This window comes from Rahnella sp. CG8 (assembly GCF_023701875.1).
Classification (GTDB): Bacteria; Pseudomonadota; Gammaproteobacteria; order Enterobacterales; family Enterobacteriaceae; genus Rahnella; species Rahnella aceris.
In genome coordinates this window covers 24,303-44,080 of sequence record NZ_JABAED010000035.1, presented here as the reverse complement: position 1 = coordinate 44,080, position 19,778 = coordinate 24,303, and the positions used below count along the sequence as shown (strand labels likewise).

Annotated in this window: 16 protein-coding genes and 1 pseudogene; 9 read left to right on the top strand and 8 right to left on the bottom strand. The window is 51.6% G+C overall.

The features are described from left to right. Positions 1–171 (top strand): annotated as a pseudogene (locus HGO41_RS22765) (IS4 family transposase); the annotation flags it as partial. Positions 172–237: 66 nt separating this feature from the next. Here the strand turns inward: HGO41_RS22765 and mdoC are convergent. Further along, a complete protein-coding gene (gene mdoC, locus HGO41_RS22760) occupies positions 238–1,422 on the bottom strand; it encodes a glucans biosynthesis protein MdoC (RefSeq protein WP_013576278.1) in 1,185 nt (394 codons plus the stop codon). 332 nt (positions 1,423–1,754) lie between these two features. On the opposite strand from mdoC, the gene HGO41_RS22755 reads away from it, so the two are divergent. From HGO41_RS22755 to HGO41_RS22745, 3 genes are all read left to right on the top strand, one after another. After that, positions 1,755–3,290 (top strand): glucan biosynthesis protein G, encoded by a 1,536-nt coding sequence (locus HGO41_RS22755; protein ID WP_013576277.1) that lies wholly within the window; start codon positions 1,755–1,757, stop codon positions 3,288–3,290. Continuing rightward, positions 3,283–5,865, top strand: coding sequence for a glucans biosynthesis glucosyltransferase MdoH (gene mdoH, locus HGO41_RS22750; protein WP_013576276.1), 2,583 nt, complete (start codon positions 3,283–3,285; stop codon positions 5,863–5,865). The genes HGO41_RS22755 and mdoH overlap by 8 nt, the downstream gene beginning before the upstream one ends. A 207-nt stretch (positions 5,866–6,072) precedes the next feature. Next, positions 6,073–6,318: a YceK/YidQ family lipoprotein gene (locus tag HGO41_RS22745; protein ID WP_013576275.1), complete on the top strand. Its 246-nt coding sequence runs from the start codon at positions 6,073–6,075 to the stop codon at positions 6,316–6,318. A gap of 6 nt (positions 6,319–6,324) precedes the next feature. Here HGO41_RS22745 and HGO41_RS22740 read toward each other — a convergent pair whose 3' ends face one another. Beyond that, the gene (locus HGO41_RS22740) at positions 6,325–6,732 is read right to left on the bottom strand and encodes a MysB family protein (RefSeq protein ID WP_013576274.1); all 408 of its coding nucleotides are present in this window, start codon (positions 6,730–6,732) and stop codon (positions 6,325–6,327) included. Between the two features lie 214 nt (positions 6,733–6,946). Here HGO41_RS22740 and HGO41_RS22735 point away from each other — a divergent pair, with 214 nt between their 5' ends. Beyond that, positions 6,947–7,345, top strand: coding sequence for a VOC family protein (locus tag HGO41_RS22735; protein ID WP_112151615.1), 399 nt, complete (start codon positions 6,947–6,949; stop codon positions 7,343–7,345). Positions 7,346–7,475: 130 nt separating this feature from the next. Beyond that, complete coding sequence (locus HGO41_RS22730) at positions 7,476–7,832, top strand: hypothetical protein (RefSeq protein ID WP_153374691.1); 357 nt, start codon at positions 7,476–7,478, stop codon at positions 7,830–7,832. 25 nt (positions 7,833–7,857) lie between these two features. On the opposite strand, the gene mdtG is transcribed toward HGO41_RS22730, so the two are convergent. The 4 genes from mdtG to HGO41_RS22710 all read right to left on the bottom strand — a co-directional run bounded on the left by mdtG (position 7,858) and on the right by HGO41_RS22710 (position 12,417). Next, positions 7,858–9,096 carry a multidrug efflux MFS transporter MdtG gene (gene mdtG, locus HGO41_RS22725; protein WP_013576271.1) on the bottom strand — a complete coding sequence of 413 codons (1,239 nt, stop codon included), beginning with the start codon at positions 9,094–9,096 and terminating at the stop codon, positions 7,858–7,860. 265 nt (positions 9,097–9,361) lie between these two features. Beyond that, on the bottom strand, positions 9,362–9,796 hold the full coding sequence (locus HGO41_RS22720; protein ID WP_013576270.1) for a DoxX family protein: 435 nt from the start codon (positions 9,794–9,796) through the stop codon (positions 9,362–9,364). A gap of 211 nt (positions 9,797–10,007) precedes the next feature. Further along, positions 10,008–10,943, bottom strand: a complete 936-nt coding sequence (locus HGO41_RS22715) for a Kdo(2)-lipid IV(A) acyltransferase (protein ID WP_013576269.1) — start codon at positions 10,941–10,943, stop codon at positions 10,008–10,010. 376 nt (positions 10,944–11,319) lie between these two features. After that, positions 11,320–12,417: an NADH:flavin oxidoreductase/NADH oxidase gene (locus HGO41_RS22710; RefSeq protein ID WP_013576268.1), complete on the bottom strand. Its 1,098-nt coding sequence runs from the start codon at positions 12,415–12,417 to the stop codon at positions 11,320–11,322. A gap of 228 nt (positions 12,418–12,645) precedes the next feature. Here HGO41_RS22710 and trhO point away from each other — a divergent pair, with 228 nt between their 5' ends. Beyond that, positions 12,646–13,701 (top strand): oxygen-dependent tRNA uridine(34) hydroxylase TrhO, encoded by a 1,056-nt coding sequence (gene trhO, locus HGO41_RS22705; protein ID WP_013576267.1) that lies wholly within the window; start codon positions 12,646–12,648, stop codon positions 13,699–13,701. 67 nt (positions 13,702–13,768) lie between these two features. Here trhO and HGO41_RS22700 read toward each other — a convergent pair whose 3' ends face one another. Beyond that, on the bottom strand, positions 13,769–14,344 hold the full coding sequence (locus HGO41_RS22700; protein WP_015690191.1) for a YceI family protein: 576 nt from the start codon (positions 14,342–14,344) through the stop codon (positions 13,769–13,771). A gap of 64 nt (positions 14,345–14,408) precedes the next feature. Further along, a complete protein-coding gene (locus HGO41_RS22695; protein WP_037037309.1) occupies positions 14,409–14,954 on the bottom strand; it encodes a cytochrome b in 546 nt (181 codons plus the stop codon). A gap of 555 nt (positions 14,955–15,509) precedes the next feature. On the opposite strand from HGO41_RS22695, the gene HGO41_RS22690 reads away from it, so the two are divergent. Next, positions 15,510–16,652: an efflux RND transporter periplasmic adaptor subunit gene (locus HGO41_RS22690; protein ID WP_250981484.1), complete on the top strand. Its 1,143-nt coding sequence runs from the start codon at positions 15,510–15,512 to the stop codon at positions 16,650–16,652. A 9-nt stretch (positions 16,653–16,661) separates the two neighbouring features. Next, positions 16,662–19,757: an efflux RND transporter permease subunit gene (locus HGO41_RS22685; RefSeq protein ID WP_250981483.1), complete on the top strand. Its 3,096-nt coding sequence runs from the start codon at positions 16,662–16,664 to the stop codon at positions 19,755–19,757. The last annotated feature ends 21 nt before the right edge of the window (positions 19,758–19,778 follow it).

Below are 19,778 nucleotides of genomic sequence, written 5' to 3'. Positions count from 1 at the left end.
ATCGGGCTGCCGTGGGCATCAGCGGGAGCCATCCCGGGTCATCTGAAGCATTTTTACAGCAACGCAGCGATGCTAAAGCTGCCCTCGAGGCGTGAGCGTGAATATGCGAGGGAAGTGAGAGAAAAAAGGTCAAAATATCCCTTAAAAAACAATGCCGGTCACCTTAAGTGACCGGCATTAACTCCGGAGGTCGCCTTTTTCATGTCGCTGACTTTGTATGGGGTCAATGTCCGCGTATCAGGAAGCCTGATTCTGCGGCGGATTCGCGTCGGTTGAATTCTTTTTAGCCGGATGCTGGGGTTTGCCAGAGAACAGGAACCGCAGGATCGGGATGCGCTTATGCACTTCATACAGCAAAAAGGCGATACCGAATACAAACACCAGCCCCAGCCAGAACCCCAGCCAGTCGCTGTGAATTTTCGGTGTAATGAACGCACCGTAAATCAGCGTTAAAGGATGGTGGATCAGATAGATAAACAAGGATGAGTTCACCAGATAGGTGATCCATGGCGCCTGGAAATTCAGTAAATAATGGCTGAATGAAAACACCACATTGACCATCAGGAACCCGAGCAGGGTAGTGATGATGGCATCGATTTCCATTGAGTACAGCTGTGGCGTATTGACATGTTGATTGAACATGTAAGCGGCGAACAGGAAAATGCTGACTACCCCGGCAGTCGCGGAGGGTTTCAGAAACAGTTCCTTCAGCCAGGAGAATTTATAAGCAAGTGCACCCAGGATGAAAAACGGCAGATAAAACAACGTTTGCATGACGATGAAATTAAACGCGCCGTTGGAAAGTAAATTTGGTGCAAAAAGATACAGGCTTCTGTTAAATGCCGCGTAAATTAAACCGATAAAAAGAAATATAATTGAGATTTTTCCTAAGCTATTTGTACGGCTTTTTATTATTTGAATACGACTATTCTTAATTTCTTTAATAAATTTGAAGAGGTAAAAGCAAATGCTGGTGAGAATAACCAGGGTTAACAGGAACCATAAATGCGAGACCAGTTCCCATACAGTCACATTAATTCTCTGATAAAAATCCATATTATTCCAGTCAGAAAACTTGCTGGTGAATTTCATCAGGAAATAGAGCTGCGGAATCGTGATCAGCGGGAAGGCCGCCGCCAGCGGGATGGCAACCCGCTCCAGACGCACCTTCAGCCACTGCTGCGGGTCATAGCGCTCATACAGCATATAAGAAAAATAGCCCGAGATAACAAAGAACACCTGCATACGGAAGGCGTGAATAACATCATTAAATATTGTCAGGCCGTCAGAGGGTATTGCACTGTTTACCGCCCAGATATGACTGGAGTAAATCAATGATATATGGAAAGGAATACCCAGCAGCATCAAATATGCGCGGATGGAGTCTAAGAAAAACTCACGTTGTGGTTTTGGCTGTGTCATTACGTATCCGTTGTAAGTAGCTCATCCTAATTTTAGAGCGTAATTTGTCTTTAAGGCTAATTTTGCACGTAAGCAAAAATGACCATCGTTGACATTAGTTTAGTTTCTAACCTTAAAACATGCTTTGTTATAGGACAAGTTTCCATAGCCGGAGTTTCATCGAATTGATATCCTTGTACCCTGTTGCGCTTAAACGGTTCATCAATGGATGAACCATCGACTGCTCAAGTTGTCGGAAACCTGACACTTCCCTTAAAATAGTTACAGTAAATGAATGAAGCGCGCGTAAAGGAGACAAGGTGTCGGATAAAAATTTTTCCATAGGGTCACGTATGATCAAAGTCCGTTTGCTAAGTGCCGCAGTGTTGATGACCATGTTCACCTCATCTGCCTGGGCTTTTTCTATAGATGATGTTGCCAAACAAGCGAAGGCGTTAGCCGATAAAGGTTACGAAGCGCCGAAAAGCAATCTTCCGTCTCAGTTCCGCGATCTCAAATTCGCAGACTACCAACAAATTCAATTCAATCATGACAAAGCGTACTGGAAAAACCTGAATACGCCTTTCAAGCTTGAGTTTTACCATCAGGGTATGTACTTCGACACTCCGGTGAAAATCAACGAAGTAACGGCTGATTCAGTCAAAGAAATCAAATACAGCCCGGACTACTTCAACTTTGGCAACGTCAAGCATGACGCTGACTCAGTGAAAAACCTCGGTTTTGCCGGCTTCAAAGTGCTTTATCCCATCAATAAAGCCGACAAAGATGATGAGATTATGAGTGTGCTGGGTGCCAGCTACTTCCGCGTCATCGGTAAAGGCCAGGTTTATGGCTTGTCTGCCCGTGGTCTGGCGATCGACACCGCGCTGGCTTCCGGCGAAGAGTTCCCACGTTTTCGTGAGTTCTGGATCGAACGTCCTAATCCGGATGAAAAGCATTTAGTCATTTACGCCTTGCTGGATTCTCCGCGTGCGACCGGTGCTTATCGTCTGGACGTTTATCCGGGTAAAGAAGCCACTGTCGATGTGCAGTCTCAGGTTTATCTGCGCGATAAAGTCGGCAAACTGGGTGTGGCTCCGTTAACCAGCATGTTCCTGTTTGGCGCAAACCAGCCTTCGCCGGTGCTGAACTACCGTCCGGCGCTGCATGATTCCAACGGACTGTCTATTCACGCCGGTAACGGTGAATGGATCTGGCGTCCGCTGAACAATCCGAAACACCTTGCCGTCAGCCAGTTCTCGATGGAGAACCCGAAAGGCTTCGGGCTGCTGCAACGTGGTCGCAGTTTCTCTAACTTCGAAGACCTGGACGATCGTTATGACCTGCGTCCAAGCGGTTGGGTTGAGACCAAAGGTGACTGGGGTAAAGGGAAAGTTGAACTGGTGGAAATCCCGACGGCGGATGAAACCAACGATAATATCGTCGCCTTCTGGACCCCTGATCAGTTACCCGATGCAGGCAAACCGCTCAGCCTGAACTATCGTTTACATTTCACCCGTGAAGAAGAGAAATTGCATTCTCCTGATCTGGCGTGGGTTGAACGCACCATGCGCTCTACCGGAGATGTGAAACAGTCGAATCTGATCCGTGAGCCAGATGGCAGCGTTGCTTTCCTCGTCGACTTCGTCGGTCCAAACCTGAAAGCGCTGAAGAGCGACACGCCAGTCGTGTCTCAGGTCAGCGTGGGCGACAACGGTGATCTGGTTGAAAACTCCGTACGCTATAATCCTGTAACGAAGGGCTGGCGTCTGACGCTGCGCCTGAAAGTGAAGGATCCTAAGAAGGCGATCGAAATGCGCGCTTCTCTGGCCAATGGCGACAAAACTCTGAGTGAAACCTGGAGCTATCAGCTGCCTGCAAATGAATAAGTCAATGCACTCTACTCAAGATTATGTAGAAGCTTTGCCGCTTACTGATGAACAGAAAGCGGCGCTCTCTCAGCAGCTTCCCGCTGAGCCGGGGCAGGCTTTTGCTACCGTACATCACCGTTTAGGCGGTGATGCCTCGACCACAGCTGATGCGGCCGATCCTGATGCGCCATTGGTGTCAGTGAAAGCCCGCGTCGGCGCAAGCTGGCCTGATGCCCTTGAAAAGGGCTCGTTAGACGAAGTCGATAACGAAGGGCGTACGATTGCCAGCGCCATGCCACCGGTTAAACGTTCCAGCATGTTCCCTGATGTCTGGCGCACCAACCCGGTCGGGCGTTTCTGGGACAATATGATGGGGCGCAGCGCGGTTTCGCGTCACACCACATCAGATATGCCCGAGTCAGAAAAGCGCTGGCGTCACGCCGGTTCCGTGCGTCGCTATATCCTGCTGGTTCTGATGCTGGTGCAGACGGCGATCGCGACCTGGTACATGAAAACCATTCTGCCGTATCAGGGCTGGGCGCTCATCGACCCAAGCGATATGCTCAATCAGGACTGGCAACAGTCGGTTCTGCAACTGCTGCCTTACGTCTTACAGACCGGGATCCTGGTGCTGTTCGCCATTCTGTTCTGTTGGGTGTCGGCCGGTTTCTGGACGGCATTGATGGGCTTTTTACAATTGCTCATCGGTCGGGACAAATACAGCATTACCGCCTCGACGAAAGGTAATGAGCCGCTGAATCCGAACAACCGTACCGCGTTGATCATGCCGATTTGTAACGAAGACGTGGAGCGCGTTTTCGCGGGTCTGCGTGCAACGTATGAATCTGTTAAAGCGACGGGTGATTTGGATCAGTTTGATATCTACGTGCTGAGCGACAGTTACGATCCGGATATCTGCGTAGCGGAACAAAAAGCCTGGATGGAAGTGTGCCGCGACGTTGAAGGTCACGGACGTATTTTCTATCGCCGTCGTCGTCGTCGTGTGAAACGTAAAAGCGGTAACATTGATGACTGGTGCCGTCGCTGGGGCGGGGAATATGCCTATATGGTTATTCTCGATGCTGACAGCGTCATGAGTGGCGAATGTCTGACCGGCCTGGCCCGTCTGATGGATGCCAACCCGAACGCCGGTATTATCCAGTCTGCGCCAAAAGCGTCAGGTATGGATACGCTGTATGCACGTTGCCAGCAGTTTGCGACCCGTGTTTACGGTCCGTTGTTTACCGCCGGTCTGCATTTCTGGCAGTTGGGCGAATCCCACTACTGGGGCCATAACGCCATTATCCGTGTGAAACCGTTCATTGAGCATTGTGCGCTTGCGCCATTGCCCGGTGAAGGTTCCTTCGCCGGTTCCATCATGTCTCATGACTTTGTGGAAGCGGCATTGATGCGTCGTGCGGGCTGGGGCGTGTGGATTGCTTATGATCTGCCGGGCAGTTATGAAGAGTTGCCACCGAACCTGCTCGACGAGCTGAAACGCGACCGTCGCTGGTGCCACGGTAACCTGATGAACTTCCGCCTGTTCCTGGTGAAAGGGATGCATCCGGTTCACCGTGCGGTGTTCCTGACCGGCGTGATGTCTTATCTGTCCGCGCCGTTATGGTTTACGTTCCTGGCTTTGTCTACCGCATTGCAGGTCGTGCACACACTGATGGAACCGCAGTATTTCCTGCAACCCCGTCAGCTGTTCCCTGTGTGGCCGCAGTGGCGTCCTGAACTGGCGATAGCCTTGTTCTCGACCACCATGGTGTTGCTGTTCCTGCCAAAACTGCTGAGTATCGTGCTGATTTGGGCGAAGGGGGCGAAACAGTTTGGTGGTGCATTCCGACTGCTGATTTCCATGTTCCTCGAAATGCTGTTCTCAGTATTACTGGCGCCGGTACGTATGTTGTTCCACACCGTCTTCGTGGTCAGCGCGTTCCTGGGTTGGGAAGTGGTCTGGAACTCACCGCAGCGTGATGACGACGATACTCCGTGGGGCGAAGCCTTTAAACGCCATGGTTCTCAGTTGTTGCTGGGTGCGGTCTGGGCTGCCGGTATGGCGTGGCTGGACTTGCGTTTCCTGTGGTGGCTTGCGCCAATCGTCTTCTCCCTGATCCTGTCGCCAATCGTCTCTGTACTGTCGAGCCGTGCAACGCTGGGGATTAAGAGTAAGAAGGCCAAGCTGTTCCTGATCCCGGAAGAATATGATCCTCCGCGTGAACTGGTGGCTACCGAGGAATATCTGGCGCTGAACCGTTCGCGTAAGCTGCAAAATGGCTTTATGCATGCGGTCTTCGATCCGGGCTTCAACGCACTGGCAACGGCGATGGCAACATCCCGTCACCTGTTGCGTGAAACGGTAGAAAACGGCCGTCGTGCCCACCTGGAGCATGCGCTGAAAACCGGTCCTAAGGATCTGGGCAAGGCGGATCGTCTGATTCTGCTGAGCGATCCGGTGCTGATGGCGCGTTTACACTCTGCGGTGTGGACGCAACCTGATCAGCAGACCTGGAGTGCTTACTACCAGCAATTACCTCGCAATGCGCAGGCATTCCCTGTCACTCAGACGCTGGAAGTTAAACCCGCCTGAAAATGACATGGAGTGAATAAAAAACGGGCAGTATGTGAAAACATACTGCCCGTTTTCTTTGTGATGAAAGACGGGTTACTCTTTAGCAGGTCATGCAGGAATTTTACCTCGCCTTAACATAAGGCAGGCGCTGTGCATGATAAGCTGACAGCGCTATTCAGCGCTTCTGAATGTGCCTCTTTTGAATTGAATCGACAGGTTGGGTGAGTGATTAATCGGGTTATTTTTCGCGGATGCGTGCTGGCGTTAGTGGCGACGGTACTGACCGGATGCGGCAGTATTATCAGCCGGACTGTGCCGGGACAGGGGCATGGCAACCAGTATTATCCCGGTGTGCAGTGGGATTTGCGGGACAGTCCGTGGCGTTATGTCACCGTCATCGATGTTCCGCTGTCGATGATTGTCGACACTTTCATGCTGCCGGTTGACGCCCGCCACGGGCCTTACGAATAAAATAACTTAATCAATATCACGACCCGGATACTCGTCTTCATCGTCCCATTCTTCAGCTGCCGCTTTACCTTCTTCAGTATCCAGCGGCGGTTCATGCTGGTATTCACCTTCATCCCATTCATACAACGTGGCTTCTTCCTGCCATTCTTCTTCGAGTTCTATCTGATCATAATCCTCGTCAAAGATAGCCTGCGCCGCCGCACCGCTACGGAACGTCAGCGCATCGATGGAATCACCTTCGCCGCTGAGGAATTCCGCCTGCCACATCACATCGCCATCCTGCATGATGTATTTCTGCAGATTAAACTGGTCCGGAACTGGCTCTTCGTCGTCATGGATCCTATCCTGCGCGGCTTCAAGGAATTCTTCGCGGGCGGCATCAATAGCTTCTTCAAGCGTTGCATACATGCTCATTGTTGTCTCCTGAGTTGAAACTGTTAATGGTTGTGCAGCAAATAGCGTTATTAATGAACAAGTAACGGCCATCTGACAGGGGAAAACCTGATTAAATGATTGTTGTCTATAACTGACAGGATGCAAGTTTTCAGACTAAATCAGTCGGATTTATTTCTGCTATTCTCAATTTCTCGCTGGCGACTTTGCGGCGGTTTAAAAAACGGGAGTGCACATGGTTTCACGACAATCAGTATTACGGGTGGCGCGCCCGACGGACAATCTTGAGCAGGTAGCCCGCATGTATTCGCAGGGGCTGGGTTTCGACATCATCGGCAGTTTTAGTGACCACCAGGGGTTTGATGGCGTGCTGGTCGGGCATCCGCATCATCATTATCATCTCGAGTTTACCCATCATCTCGGTTCCTCCGTGGGGCGTGCGCCCACCGAAGATAATCTCCTGGTGTTCTATATTCCTGATAATCAGCAGTGGCTGACGCAGTGCGAACGGATGCTGCAGGCCGGTTTTATCGTCGTGCCTTCGTTTAATCCCTACTGGGATGAATGCGGTAAAACCTTCGAGGATATTGACGGTTATCGGGTGGTGCTGGCTTTGCGGGACTGGACGGCATAGGCGCGAATGTCAGCGGAATTTCAGCTTTGCAAAGGCTGTGAGGGGAGAGGGTAAAAGTTTAGCAAACCGGCTACACGGGCAGCGTTTGAGGCATAAAGTGATTCAGACTTCTCAAGATAAGGTGAATGTTATGAAGACTCTTTCCCGCGTTTTGCTCATGCCGCTGTGTGGCCTTGGCGTATTATTCAGCGTGGCCAGTACCGCGGCTGAAAATACACATCCCCAATCACCGATAGAACAGCCGCACGGGTTGCCACCCTTCCACGGCGAGGGCATGCTGCCACCGCCGCCAATGATGGTCGGCTTTTGCCATCCGGGGCAACTGTTCTGTGCCAGCGTAGCCAGTGATAACCCGACTGAAACTATTCAGAAACTGACGTCGGTACTTCCGGCTACAACGGCAGGCAAGCATTACGAAGTGCGTCTGGCCGTCGTCGAGGTGCCGGATTACATGTCAGTGCCGCCGCTGGCAGAAAAATCTCAATAAGCCTCGCTGCTTCGTCGGCTGGAATTTAGTCAATCATGGCCTGATGAGGCCGGCGTTGCAGACACCAGTACGAATATCCCGCGTTGAATAACACCACCATCGCCGTAACAAAAAATACCGTCCGGAAGCCGTAACTGGCTGAGACCGCCGCACCCAGTAACGGACCGGTGACATTGCCGACATCACGGAACGACTGGTTGTAGCTGAATACCCGTCCTGCTACCTGATTAGTGCAGTTATAGATGAGCAGGGTCTGAACGGCCGGCAGCAATGCGCCATCGCAGGCACCCAGCAGAAAACGCAAAATACCCAGTTGCAGGGGTGTTTGTACCAGGGCCATCGGGATCAGCAACAACACAGATAACGCCATCATCGCCACCAGGATCCGCTCGGGGCCAATCCGGTCGCCGAGTTTGCCTAAACGCGGTGCACTCATCAGCGCGGCCACGCCAGGTACCGAAGCAATCATGCCGCTGATAAACGCCAGGTTTTGTGTATTACCGGCCAGCTCCCGTACGTAAAGCGTCAGGATCGGCGCAATCGAACCCGTCGCCACCTGAATAATCATGGTGGTGACAAACAAACACAGCACCAGTTTAGGATTTTTCAGCGAGGCAAAGACCTGCTTACGGTTCAGCATGTCTTTTTTGCTCACCGGGACAAACTGCTCACGGATAAAATAAAGCGTCATGATGAAACACAAAAACAGCACCGACGCGGTGATAAAGAACACCGGACGCAAACCATAGCTGTCCGCCAGCAACCCTCCGACCAGTGGCCCGAGCAGCGCACCGCTGACACCGCCAGTTGATAACGTACCCAGCGCCCAGCCGCTTTTATTGCGCGGGATTTGTGTGGCGATCAGCGCGTTAGCATTGGGAACAAATCCACCCAGCAAGCCAAGTAACGCGCGAAGAATCAGGAACTGCCAGATATTCTGCGCGAAGCCCATTAATACCATGACGATGGACATGCCGAGTGCGGATCGCAGCAGCATGATTTTGCGGCCTTTACGGTCCGCGAGTCCGCCCCAGAAGGGGGAGGCGATGGCGGAAAACAAGAAGGTGATACTGAAAACCAGACCCGACCACATATTCAGGGATTCATGACCGGTTACGCCGAGGGTTTCCACGTAAAGGGGCAGGAAGGGCATGATCAGACTGAATGCGGCACCGGTCAGGAAGCAACCGATCCAGGCGACAAACAGATTACGTTTCCAGTTAATGGGATCTGGGGCGATTTCAGGTTCAGAGGCCGAAGTCATAAAATACCGAAGAAAGAGGTCAGATTCGCTCTGGAATGACACAAAGAAACAAGGCAGAGCATAAGTAACAATCAATTGGCTTAATAATTATGCGCCTAATTATCATTCACTTCAATGATGTTAACGAACTGTAACAAGCGAAGTGAAATACAGGTTCAAAAAGTCTTGAGGAGTGAGGGAGAGCAGATGAAAGCCAAAAAAACGGTCAGCAAGGAGGCTGACCGCGACAGACAAAGAATTAAAAACGCAATACTAAAACCGGATCTTAGCGCAGGGCTTCGTTCTTCATGACAGAGTAGCGGCCGCTGCCCAGGAACATGATGACCAGACCACCAAAGAAGTACAGAGCTTCACCTTCCAGCCCCCATGCACCGACTTCAGTAACGGTGAAAAATTTGCCACCCACGACCAGGAAAACTGCCACTAAAATGTTGAATGCCAGCACCAGAGCGGCAGGGCGGGTCAAGATGCCCAGAATAATCAGAACCGGCGCAATCACTTCACCGATGTACGCACCGTAAGCAATAAAGCCCGGCAGGCCATCAGCCTGTAACATCTGTGCAATCCAGCCCACGCCATTTTCCATTTTTGCTACACCGTGGAATAAAACTAAAATACCAAAAGTCAGACGCAACAAAAGCTTACCAAAGTTCTGATGATCAACAGCACGGGTAAAAGCGGAGTTCAGTTTTGCCAACATAATGTGTTCCTTGCAAAGGTAACATGCCTTTAAGAGGCGGGAGGCACGCGGCTCCAAAATCAGCGGAGTAATCACATGCAGAAATTATGGAGAGAGTATTGGCCTAAATCGGGTGGGATCAAATCTGATAAGTTTGAAGAAGTCTGTGAAAAAAACTGATGAAGAAAATCAAAAAAACCGGACCTGCGGCTGCCGGACCGGTTCCGGGTGATTAATCGCTAAGGGCTTTATAGAGCGAAGGCTCACCTTGCGGGCGTGTTTTAAAGCGACGGTGCAGCCACATATATTGCTCCGGCGCCTGACAGATCTCGTTTTCCACCACTTTATTCATATACGTGGCGGCAACCACTTCATCATCCAGCGGGAAGTCAGCGACCTGAGGGTGAATAATCATCTCATAACCTTCCCCTTTCGGCAGACGGCGCGGAGTGAAGGGAATAATTGCCGGTTTGCCCATGCGTGCCAGCAGATATGTCCCGGTGGTGGTGGCGGCTTTATCGACCGCGAAGAACGGTACAAATACGCTGGCGCGCGGGCCGTAGTCATGATCAGGCGCGTACCAGATGATGTCGCCTTGCTTGAGGCTGCGGATCATCCCTTTGAGATCTTTGCGATCCAGCATCCCTTTATTCGAGCGCATTCGGCCTTTGGTCTGGATCCAATCCATCAGCTTGTTATCGTGAGGACGGTAAACCCCCACGCCAGGATTATGGATACCAAAGATACGTGCACCCAGTTCCAGCGTCAGGAAATGTACACCGATCAGCAGAACGCCTTGCTTGTTATCACGCGCATGCTGGATATGTTCCAGACCGCTGACTTTAAACCAGCGCTCGATGCGCCAGTCTGGCCAGAACCACGCCATGCCGGTTTCAAACAACCCCATGCCGACGGATTCGAAATTTTTCACAATCATATCTTCGCGCTGTTCCGGACGCATATCCGGGAAACACAATTCGATATTGCGTCTGGCGATTTTATAGCGACGTTTCAGGAAGCGCATTGAGAAGCGACCTAGCCCGGTACCGATGCGATAAATAACCGGATAAGGCAGTAACACCAGTGCATAAAGCAGTCCCAGACCCATCCAGGTGATCCAGTAACGAGGGTGCAGTAACGAACGATTAAAGGTTGGTACCTGAGTCATAGAATCTCTGCGTCAGTGAGTCGAAGTAGAAAGTTTATAAGCTCTGTCTAATGCAGCAGCCTGCCACAGAAACACGCACACATATTCATCCGGAATATGTGTTGTCCGTTATCTTCTGCAGCAAAGTGACATATTGTGGCATTTTTTTGATGTGAGGTGAAAATTCACGGCACTAATACCTCATTTATTTATAGGTTGAGTGAATGAAAAACAAAACGAATTCTCATTAATGTCCCGGCATATTCATTCACCATCAATTCAAATATCAATAGAGAATGTCTTTTTGTCAATGAAACGGGCGGCTGTCGGGCCGCCCGTGATCACGTTTGCAAAATCCCCTTTCTGGCGACTTTCGCGTTAATCTTAAATCTGGTTATTATTCCGGCAGGAAAAGGCCTTTGACGCTATGCGGTTCGCTGCGCCAGTACTGTTTCGGCGCGGCCACTTTTTCCCCCAGTTTTGCCGCTGCATGCCAGGGCCAGCGGGGGTTATACAAAATACCGCGTGCCAGAGCAATCATGTCTGCCTGTCCGGTGCCGATAATGGCTTCCGCCTGTTCCGGTTCAGTGATCAGACCCACAGCGATCACCGGCATTTTCACATAACGCTTAATGCCATCAGCAAATGGCACCTGATAGTTCGGGCCGACGGTGATTTTCTGATGCGGACTCAGACCGCCGCTGGAGACGTGAATGTAGCTGCAACCCAGTTCATCAAGCGCTTTGGCGAGTTCAATGGATTGCTCCAGATCCCAGCCTCCCTCCACCCAGTCGGTGGCGGAAATACGCACACCAATCGGTTTTTCTGCCGGGAATGCCGCACGGATTTCCCCGAAGATCTCCAGCAGCAGGCGCATACGGTTTTCCAGTGAGCCGCCGTACTGGTCGGTGCGCTGGTTTGAAAGTGGCGACAGGAACTGGTGCAGCAGATAACCGTGAGCGCCATGCAGTTCCAGCAGATCAAAGCCCAGACGGTCGGCGCGACGAACTGTATCGACATAGGCTTTTTTCAGCTCAGCGATTCGCTCCAGCGACATTGCCTGCGGGGCCTCAGTGCCTTCGGTGAAGGCAACGGCGGAAGGCGCAATCGTCTGCCAGCCACCCGCTGACTGGGCGATTTGTGCTCCGCCTTGCCACGGCGCAGCACACGACGCTTTACGTCCCGCATGTCCGAGTTGCAGGCCAAGTGGCATATCGCTGTTTTCACGTAAGCCGGTCACTAAATCCTTCATGGCCGCTTCGGTTGCATCGTCCCACAAGCCCAGATCCTGAGCCGAGATACGCCCCACGGCCTCGACAGCGGTCGCTTCAAGGATCAGCAAACCCGCACCTGAAAAGGATAACTGCCCGAGATGCGCGTGATGCCAGGACGTGGCTTTCCCTTCGTCGGATGAATACTGGCACATTGGCGCGATCACGATGCGGTTAGCGAGTGTCAGCTTCCCTAAGGAAATCGGTTCAAAAAGCTTACTCATGTTTCATGCCCCTTAAAATTCAGCGTGGTGATGGACTACAAGAATAGATAACAACTAAGAATAGGTTATCGCATTTCAAAAATGGGCAATGTACAGCAGGTGTTTTTCTCCTGACGAATTTGCAACGGGAGATGTCCTCATTGTTGCTTTAATGTATAATCTTGCCGCTTCAAAAGTAGCTATTCGGTATCAATAGTTAAATTCCCCTGAAAGACAGGAACGTACACCATGCCAGTGTTACATAACCGTATTTCTAATGAGGAACTGCGTGCGCGCATGTTGGCTGAAACTGAGCCCCGCACTACGGTTTCTTTTTATAAGTATTTCCAGCTCGAAGATCCAAAAGCCTTTCGTGACGCCCTGTACGTCAGCCTGACACGCCTTAACGTATTTGGCCGTATTTACGTGGCAAAAGAAGGGATTAACGCACAAATCAGCGTGCCGCAAAGCCAGTTTGAAGCGTTCAAAACCGTGCTGTTTTCCAGCCATCCGGCGCTGGATCAGATCCGCCTGAATGTCGCGCTGGAAGATGATGGTAAATCCTTCTGGGTATTGCGTCTCAAAGTGCGTGACCGCATTGTCGCGGACGGGATTGATGATGATTCTTTCGACCCGTCAAATGTGGGTGAGTACCTGAAAGCCGAACAGGTCAACGCCATGATTGACGATCCGGACACATTGTTTGTCGATATGCGCAACCACTACGAATACGAAGTGGGGCATTTTGATAATGCGATTGAAGTCCCGTCTGACACTTTCCGCGATCAACTGCCTATGGCCGTTGATATGCTTAAAGAAGACAAAGACAAGAAAATCGTGATGTATTGCACTGGCGGCATTCGCTGTGAGAAAGCCAGCGCATACATGTTGCATAACGGTTTTAAAAACGTCTATCACGTGGAAGGCGGTATTATCGAATATGCACGCCGTGCCAAAGAGCAGGGGTTACCGGTAAAATTTAAAGGCAAAAACTTTGTCTTTGATGAACGTATGGGCGAGCGTATTTCCGATGACGTGATTGCACACTGTCACCAGTGCGGTGTGGCCTGCGATAACCATACCAACTGCAAAAACGACGGCTGCCATCTGCTGTTTATTCAGTGCCCGACGTGTGCGGCGAAATTTGACGGCTGTTGCAGCGAAATCTGTATGACAGAGCTGAAGCTGCCAGTAGAAGAACAACGTGCATTGCGCGCGGGTCGTGAGAATGGCATAAAAATATTCAATAAGTCCAAAGGCTTATTGCAAACCACCATGCATATTCCGGCACCTGAAAACGACTGACCGGCGTGTATAAAAAAGCCCTGAATGGCGGCAGCGATTCAGGGCTTTATACGTTGAGGGAAGGGGATTACTTCTCCTGCACACCCTCGACCGAAATAATCAGCTCGACATTCTGCGATGCCGGACCGAGATCGGTAGTAATTCCATAATCCTTCAGCGCGATGGACCCTGCCGCTTCAAAACCTGCACGATAACCGCCCCATGGATCCTTGCCCTGACCGAGCAACTTAGCCTGTAACGTTAAAGGTTTGGTGACGCCGTTCAGCGTGAAATCGCCAGTCACTGCCAGATTTTCACCTTCTTTCTTCACTGACGTTGATTTGAATGTGGCCTGCGGATGTTTGCCAACATTCAGGAATTCAGCGCTGCGCAAATGTTTGTCACGTTCGGCGTGATTGGTGAATACGCTGGTGGTGTTAATCGTGACATTCACTTTATCCGCAGCGGGATCTTTCTCATCAAAAGTGAATCCGCCATCGAAATCATTAAAGCTGCCGTACAGCCAGCTGTAACCTAAATGCTTGATACGGAATTCAATAAAAGCGTGCTGACCTTCTTTGTCGATCTTGTAGCTGGCTGCCGTTGCCGAACCCGCCGCCAGTAACAGCGACGCCAGGGTTAAACCCAGAGTGGTCTTTTTCAACATGGTTATTCTCCGTTTATCCATAATATGAACAACATAAGTAAAGAGCTGACCGTGAGCCGGATCAGCGCCCCAGCATGCGGGTCAGGGTGCTGTCACGATCGATGAAATGATGTTTAAGCGCGGCAAGGGCGTGAAAACCTGAGATGATCACAATGCCCCACGCCATCCACAGATGCAGCGTGCCCGCGATATCGGCCTGTTGTTCCAGTCCAGACAGTGTGGCAGGGATCTCAAACCAGCCGAAGACACTGACAGGCTGACCTTCAGCCGTCGAAATCAGATAACCGCTGATCAGAATGCCGAACAGGCCGATGAACAGCAGAACATGAGCCAGCCAGGCGCCAATACGCGTTTTCACGCTGTAGCTTGCCAGCGGCTTAGGTGGCGGAGAAATAAACCGCCAAGCAAGACGAAATACCATCGCAGCAAAAATCAGGATGCCGATACTTTTATGTATTTCCGGTGCACGGTGATACCAGGTGTCGTAATAGCCCAATCCGACCATCCATAATCCCAGTGCAAATAAACCATAAACGGCCAAAGCGATGAGCCAGTGAATTAACACTGAAATATGGCCAAAGCGTGCAGGTGTATTTTTCCACAGCATAAGATGATGTTCTCAGTGAAGAGGGTGTTTGTGGAAAATAAACATTTGGAAACATATTGGCAAACTATTATTTTCAAATTAACCGATTAATTTAACTTGTTCATTATTTTTGATGGTATCAGGAAGGTTTCCTTCAGTGCTTTTGCTTTTGTTATCTTATGGCAGTTTTGATTATATCGGTTTCAGTGATGACAGGGGTCTGTAAGGTTTTGTCATCGAAGGTAAAGTTAATCCTGATACTAAAAATTTGAGTAAAAATAATGATTTCAGGAGTGATTAATCCTTGTTGATGCTTTTCATTAGCCGGTCATTTTGATGTGAACATGAAGTTTTGTTATTCAGGCTATCAATCTAAATGTTTCTTAAATAAAACGTAAATATGTTAAAGGTTGATTCTCGAGGTGATCGAGATCAGTTTGTGATATCAGACAATATTTATAATTCTCAATAATCCTGATTAGGAATTTTTTTATAGATTAATATTTGATGTTTGCCGGTGTGGGCGCTTTAGCTGAATTAAAAGAGCACCATCCGACATCACATGGAGAGTGACATATGTTTCCTGCAATGAGCCGTTTTATGGCAGTGCCAGTGCTGCTGACAACATTATTATTCCCCCTGACCCGCGTGGCGGCGCAGCCTTTGCCGACGGTGACCACTGCGACCATCACCACTCAACCTGATGGCGTCAGCCGGACCTATCTCGGGCGTCTTGAAGCTGTTCAGGCCGTCAATGTGACCAGCCGGACGGAAGGATTTATCGCCCGCCGGGCCTTTGAGGAGGGGCAGTTTGTGAATGCCGGCGACGTCTTGTATGAAATCGATCCCGCCTTGCATCAGGCGGCTGTCGCTCAGGCCAAAGCCCAGCTCGACAGCGCCAATGCTACCGCACGCCATGCACAAACCCATCTGAACCGCATACAGCGTCTCGGTGATGCGCGTACCGTCAGCCAGTCTGATGTCGATACCGCGCTGGCTGCCCGTGATACCGCCCGTGCGGCTGTCGCGCAGGCGCAGGCGGCGTTAAAAATGCAGGAACTGCAACTAAGCTATACCCGCATTACGGCGCCCATTGCAGGGCGCATCGGCGTGAGCCATTTTCATACCGGCAGTCTGGTGAATCCGGCCAGCGGTGCACTCACGGAAATCGTGCAACTCGATCCGGTACGTGTGGTGATTTCAGTGAATGAACGTGATGTTCTCAGTGCCAGCCACAGCAGTGGCACGCTGGAAGACGCTTTCTCTGCCGATAACATGACGCTTTCTCTGCGCTTATCGGACGGTTCACCTTATATGAAAGCGCCCGTGCTGGAATCCCTCGGCAATCGTATTGATGCGCAAACAGGGACCTTGCCGGTCAGGCTGACCGTGGCAAATCCAGACCATCGTTTGCTGCCGGGGGGCACCGTGAATGTGGCCGCAGAGCCGCGTTCCGGACATTCTCTGCCGGTACTGCCTGCGCAGGCTTTGCAGCAAAATGCGGCAGGGCACTTTGTCTTGCTGGTGAATGACGGACAGCGCGTGGAAGCACGCCCGGTGCGTCTTGGTGCACAAACGGGACACGGCTATTTCGTCATTGAGGGTTTGCAGGGCGGAGAAAAAGTTGTGACAGAAGGCCTGCAATGGATCCGGCCAGGTATGGAAGTGAATGCACGGGCTGCTACGGATGCCCCGGATATGGCCGCGAAGAAACGTTAAGGAATAACGATGCTCCAGCAATTTATTAAAAGACCCCGCTTTGCGGTTGTCATCGCGCTGGTGACGGCGCTGATTGGTGCCGTCGCCCTGAAGGTCATTCCGGTTGAGCAATATCCGGATATCACGCCACCCGTGGTGTCAGTCAGTGCTATTTATCCCGGTGCGAGTGCACGGGACGTAGCGGAATCCGTTGCCGCGCCGACTGAGGCGCAGGTTAACGGTGTCAGTAACATGCTGTATATGTCGTCGAACAGCGGCAATAACGGCAGCTACACGCTGACTATTACGTTCGCCAGCGGTACGGATCCGGATACGGCGGCTGTTGAAGTACAAAACCGTATTTCACAGGTCAGCTCACGTCTTCCGCCGGAAGTGCTGAACACGGGCGTGTCGGTGCGCAAACAGGCTTCTAATATTCTGATGGGCATCAGCCTCCTTTCACCGGAAAATACCCATGACATGCTGTTTATCAGCAACTTTGCCAGCATTCAGTTGCGTGATGCGCTGGCGCGTGTGGATGGTGTAGGTGATGTCCGGGTTTTCGGTTCCCGTGATTACAGCATGCGTATCTGGCTGGACCCGCGCAAAATGGAAGCGCTGGATGTCAGCAGTATGGAAATCAGCGCCGCTATTCAGAATCAGAATGTGCAGGCGGCGGCCGGGCAGATTGGCGCGTCACCGAGTCCGTCAATGCAGCAGCAAACCCTGACCATCAGCGGCGCGGGGCGTCTGAGTTCGCCGGAAGCGTTCGGCAATATTATTGTGCGTAAAAATGCTCATGGCGGTACGGTGCGTTTGCGCGATGTCGCGCGTATTGAACTGGGTGCGCAGGATTATCAGGTGAATGCGACACTGAATCAGACGCCGTCTGCCTTCCTGTCAGTCTATCCCGCACCGGGGGCAAATGCGCTGAATGTGGCGAATGCTGTGCGGGAGGAAATGTCGCGTCAGGCACGCAATTTCCCGGATGATCTTACCTATGAAATCAAATTCGACTCGACTCGTTTTGTCAGTGCTACGCTTGATGAGATTGCCGTTTCACTGGTACTGACCTTCGTCGTCGTCCTGTCGATTGTTTATCTGTTCCTGCAAAGTATGCGGGCGACATTCATCGTCGCACTGACCATTCCGGTGTCTTTACTGGGAACGTTTGCCGTGCTTTATGCCTTTGGCTATTCCGCCAATACCCTCAGCTTGTTTGCCATTATTTTGGCGCTGACGGTAGTGGTCGATGACGCCATCGTGGTGGTGGAAAACGTTGAGCGCCTGATGATGGAGGATCCGTCGCTCGGGCGTGTGGCCGCAACCCGCAAAGCTCTGAAGCAAATTGCCGGGCCGGTCATCGCCACTACTGTGGTTCTGCTGGCGGTATTTGTGCCCATTGCGGTTCTGCCGGGTATTACCGGTGCGCTGTATCGTCAGTTTGCTGTCACTCTGTCGGCGGCCGTTGTTCTTTCAAGTATCAACGCGCTGACCCTGACCCCAGCGCTGTGCGCAACCCTTCTCAAGCCGCGACCTGCGAAGCCGGCCCGTGTTTTCCACTGGTTTAATCAGGGGCTGGACGCTGTTCGCGATGTCTATGTGAAAGCCGCACGGGGCATCAGTAAAAATGTGTTCACCAGCGTTGTAACGGTTCTGGTGATCGGCGGAGCCTGTGTATGGGGCTACAGCAGTTTGCCAAAATCCTTCCTGCCGGATGAAGATCAGGGCTACTTCTTCGTGAATGTGCAGTTACCCGACGGGGCGTCATTAAACCGCACCGATGCCGTGCTCGGGCAGATGCAGCAGATTATGCAAAAAGACCCGGCGGTCGAGGATGTGATCGCCATCAGTGGCTTCAGCCTGCTGAGTGGCGGGAGTTCGCCAAACGCCGCCTTTGGTATCGTGTTGCTCAAGCCGTGGGGTGAACGCGACAGTGTGGATCAGGTGATTGGTCGCCTGCAACCGGCGATGGCGGGTATTCCATCTGCAATGATTATGGCAATAAATCCGCCCGCGATTTCCGGATTAGGTACGGCCTCAGGGCTGGATTTACGTTTGCAGGCGTTACAGGGGCAATCGCCACAGGAACTGGCTCTCACCGGACAGGCGCTGATCCAGGCCGCTAACCAGGATCCTAATCTGAGCCGTGTGTTTACTACCTTTAGTGCATCCGTGCCGGAAATCGCCCTGAGTGTGGATCGTGACCGTGCGGCGCTGTTACAGGTACCGGTCAGCCGTATTTTCGGTACGTTGCAGACATCACTTGGTGGCGTGAACGTCAGCGATTTCATCATCAATAACCGTCTGTTCAATGTGCAGATGCAAAACGAAATGGAAGATCGTCAGCGCGCAGACCAGATATCCACACTCACGGTACGCAGCGACAACGGCTCACTGGTTAGCCTGGCGAAGATGGTTGAACTGACACCGTCGCTGGGTGCACCGTTTATCACGCAATATAATCAGTTCCCTTCACTGGCTATCAGCGGCTCGGCGGCACCCGGCATCAGTTCCGGTGAGGCGATGGCGCAGATGGAACATATCCTGAGCGAGAAGCTGCCTGCGGGTTACGGCTATGAATGGACCGGCATGTCATTGCAGGAAATTCAGGCTGGTGGCCAGGCCATCCTTATCTATGCCGCGGCACTGCTGTTTGCGTATCTGTTTCTGGTGGCGCAATACGAAAGCTGGAGCATTCCTCTTGTTGTGATGATTTCTGTGATTTTCGCGGTGTTTGGTGCAATCGGCGGCCTGCACATGGCGGGGCTGAGCAACGACGTATATGCTCAGATTGGTATGGTCTTGTTAATCGGCCTCGCGGCGAAAAATGCCATTCTGATTGTTGAATTCTCAAAAGCCAGAAGAGAAGAGGGGGCATCCGTTAGCGAAGCGGCGCAGGACGGCGCGAAACAGCGTTTCCGTGCGGTAATGATGACGGCAATCTCGTTCATTCTCGGGGTGTTACCGCTGGTCATGGCATCCGGTGCAGGTGCCATGAGTCGGCATATCATCGGCGTTACGGTGTTCAGTGGTATGTTGCTATCCACGACGGTGGGGATCCTGTTTATTCCGGCGCTGTATCTGCATATCCAGCGTCTGCGTGAGTGGGTGAAATCTCGCTAAGGATCCGGCCAGCTTCAGGAG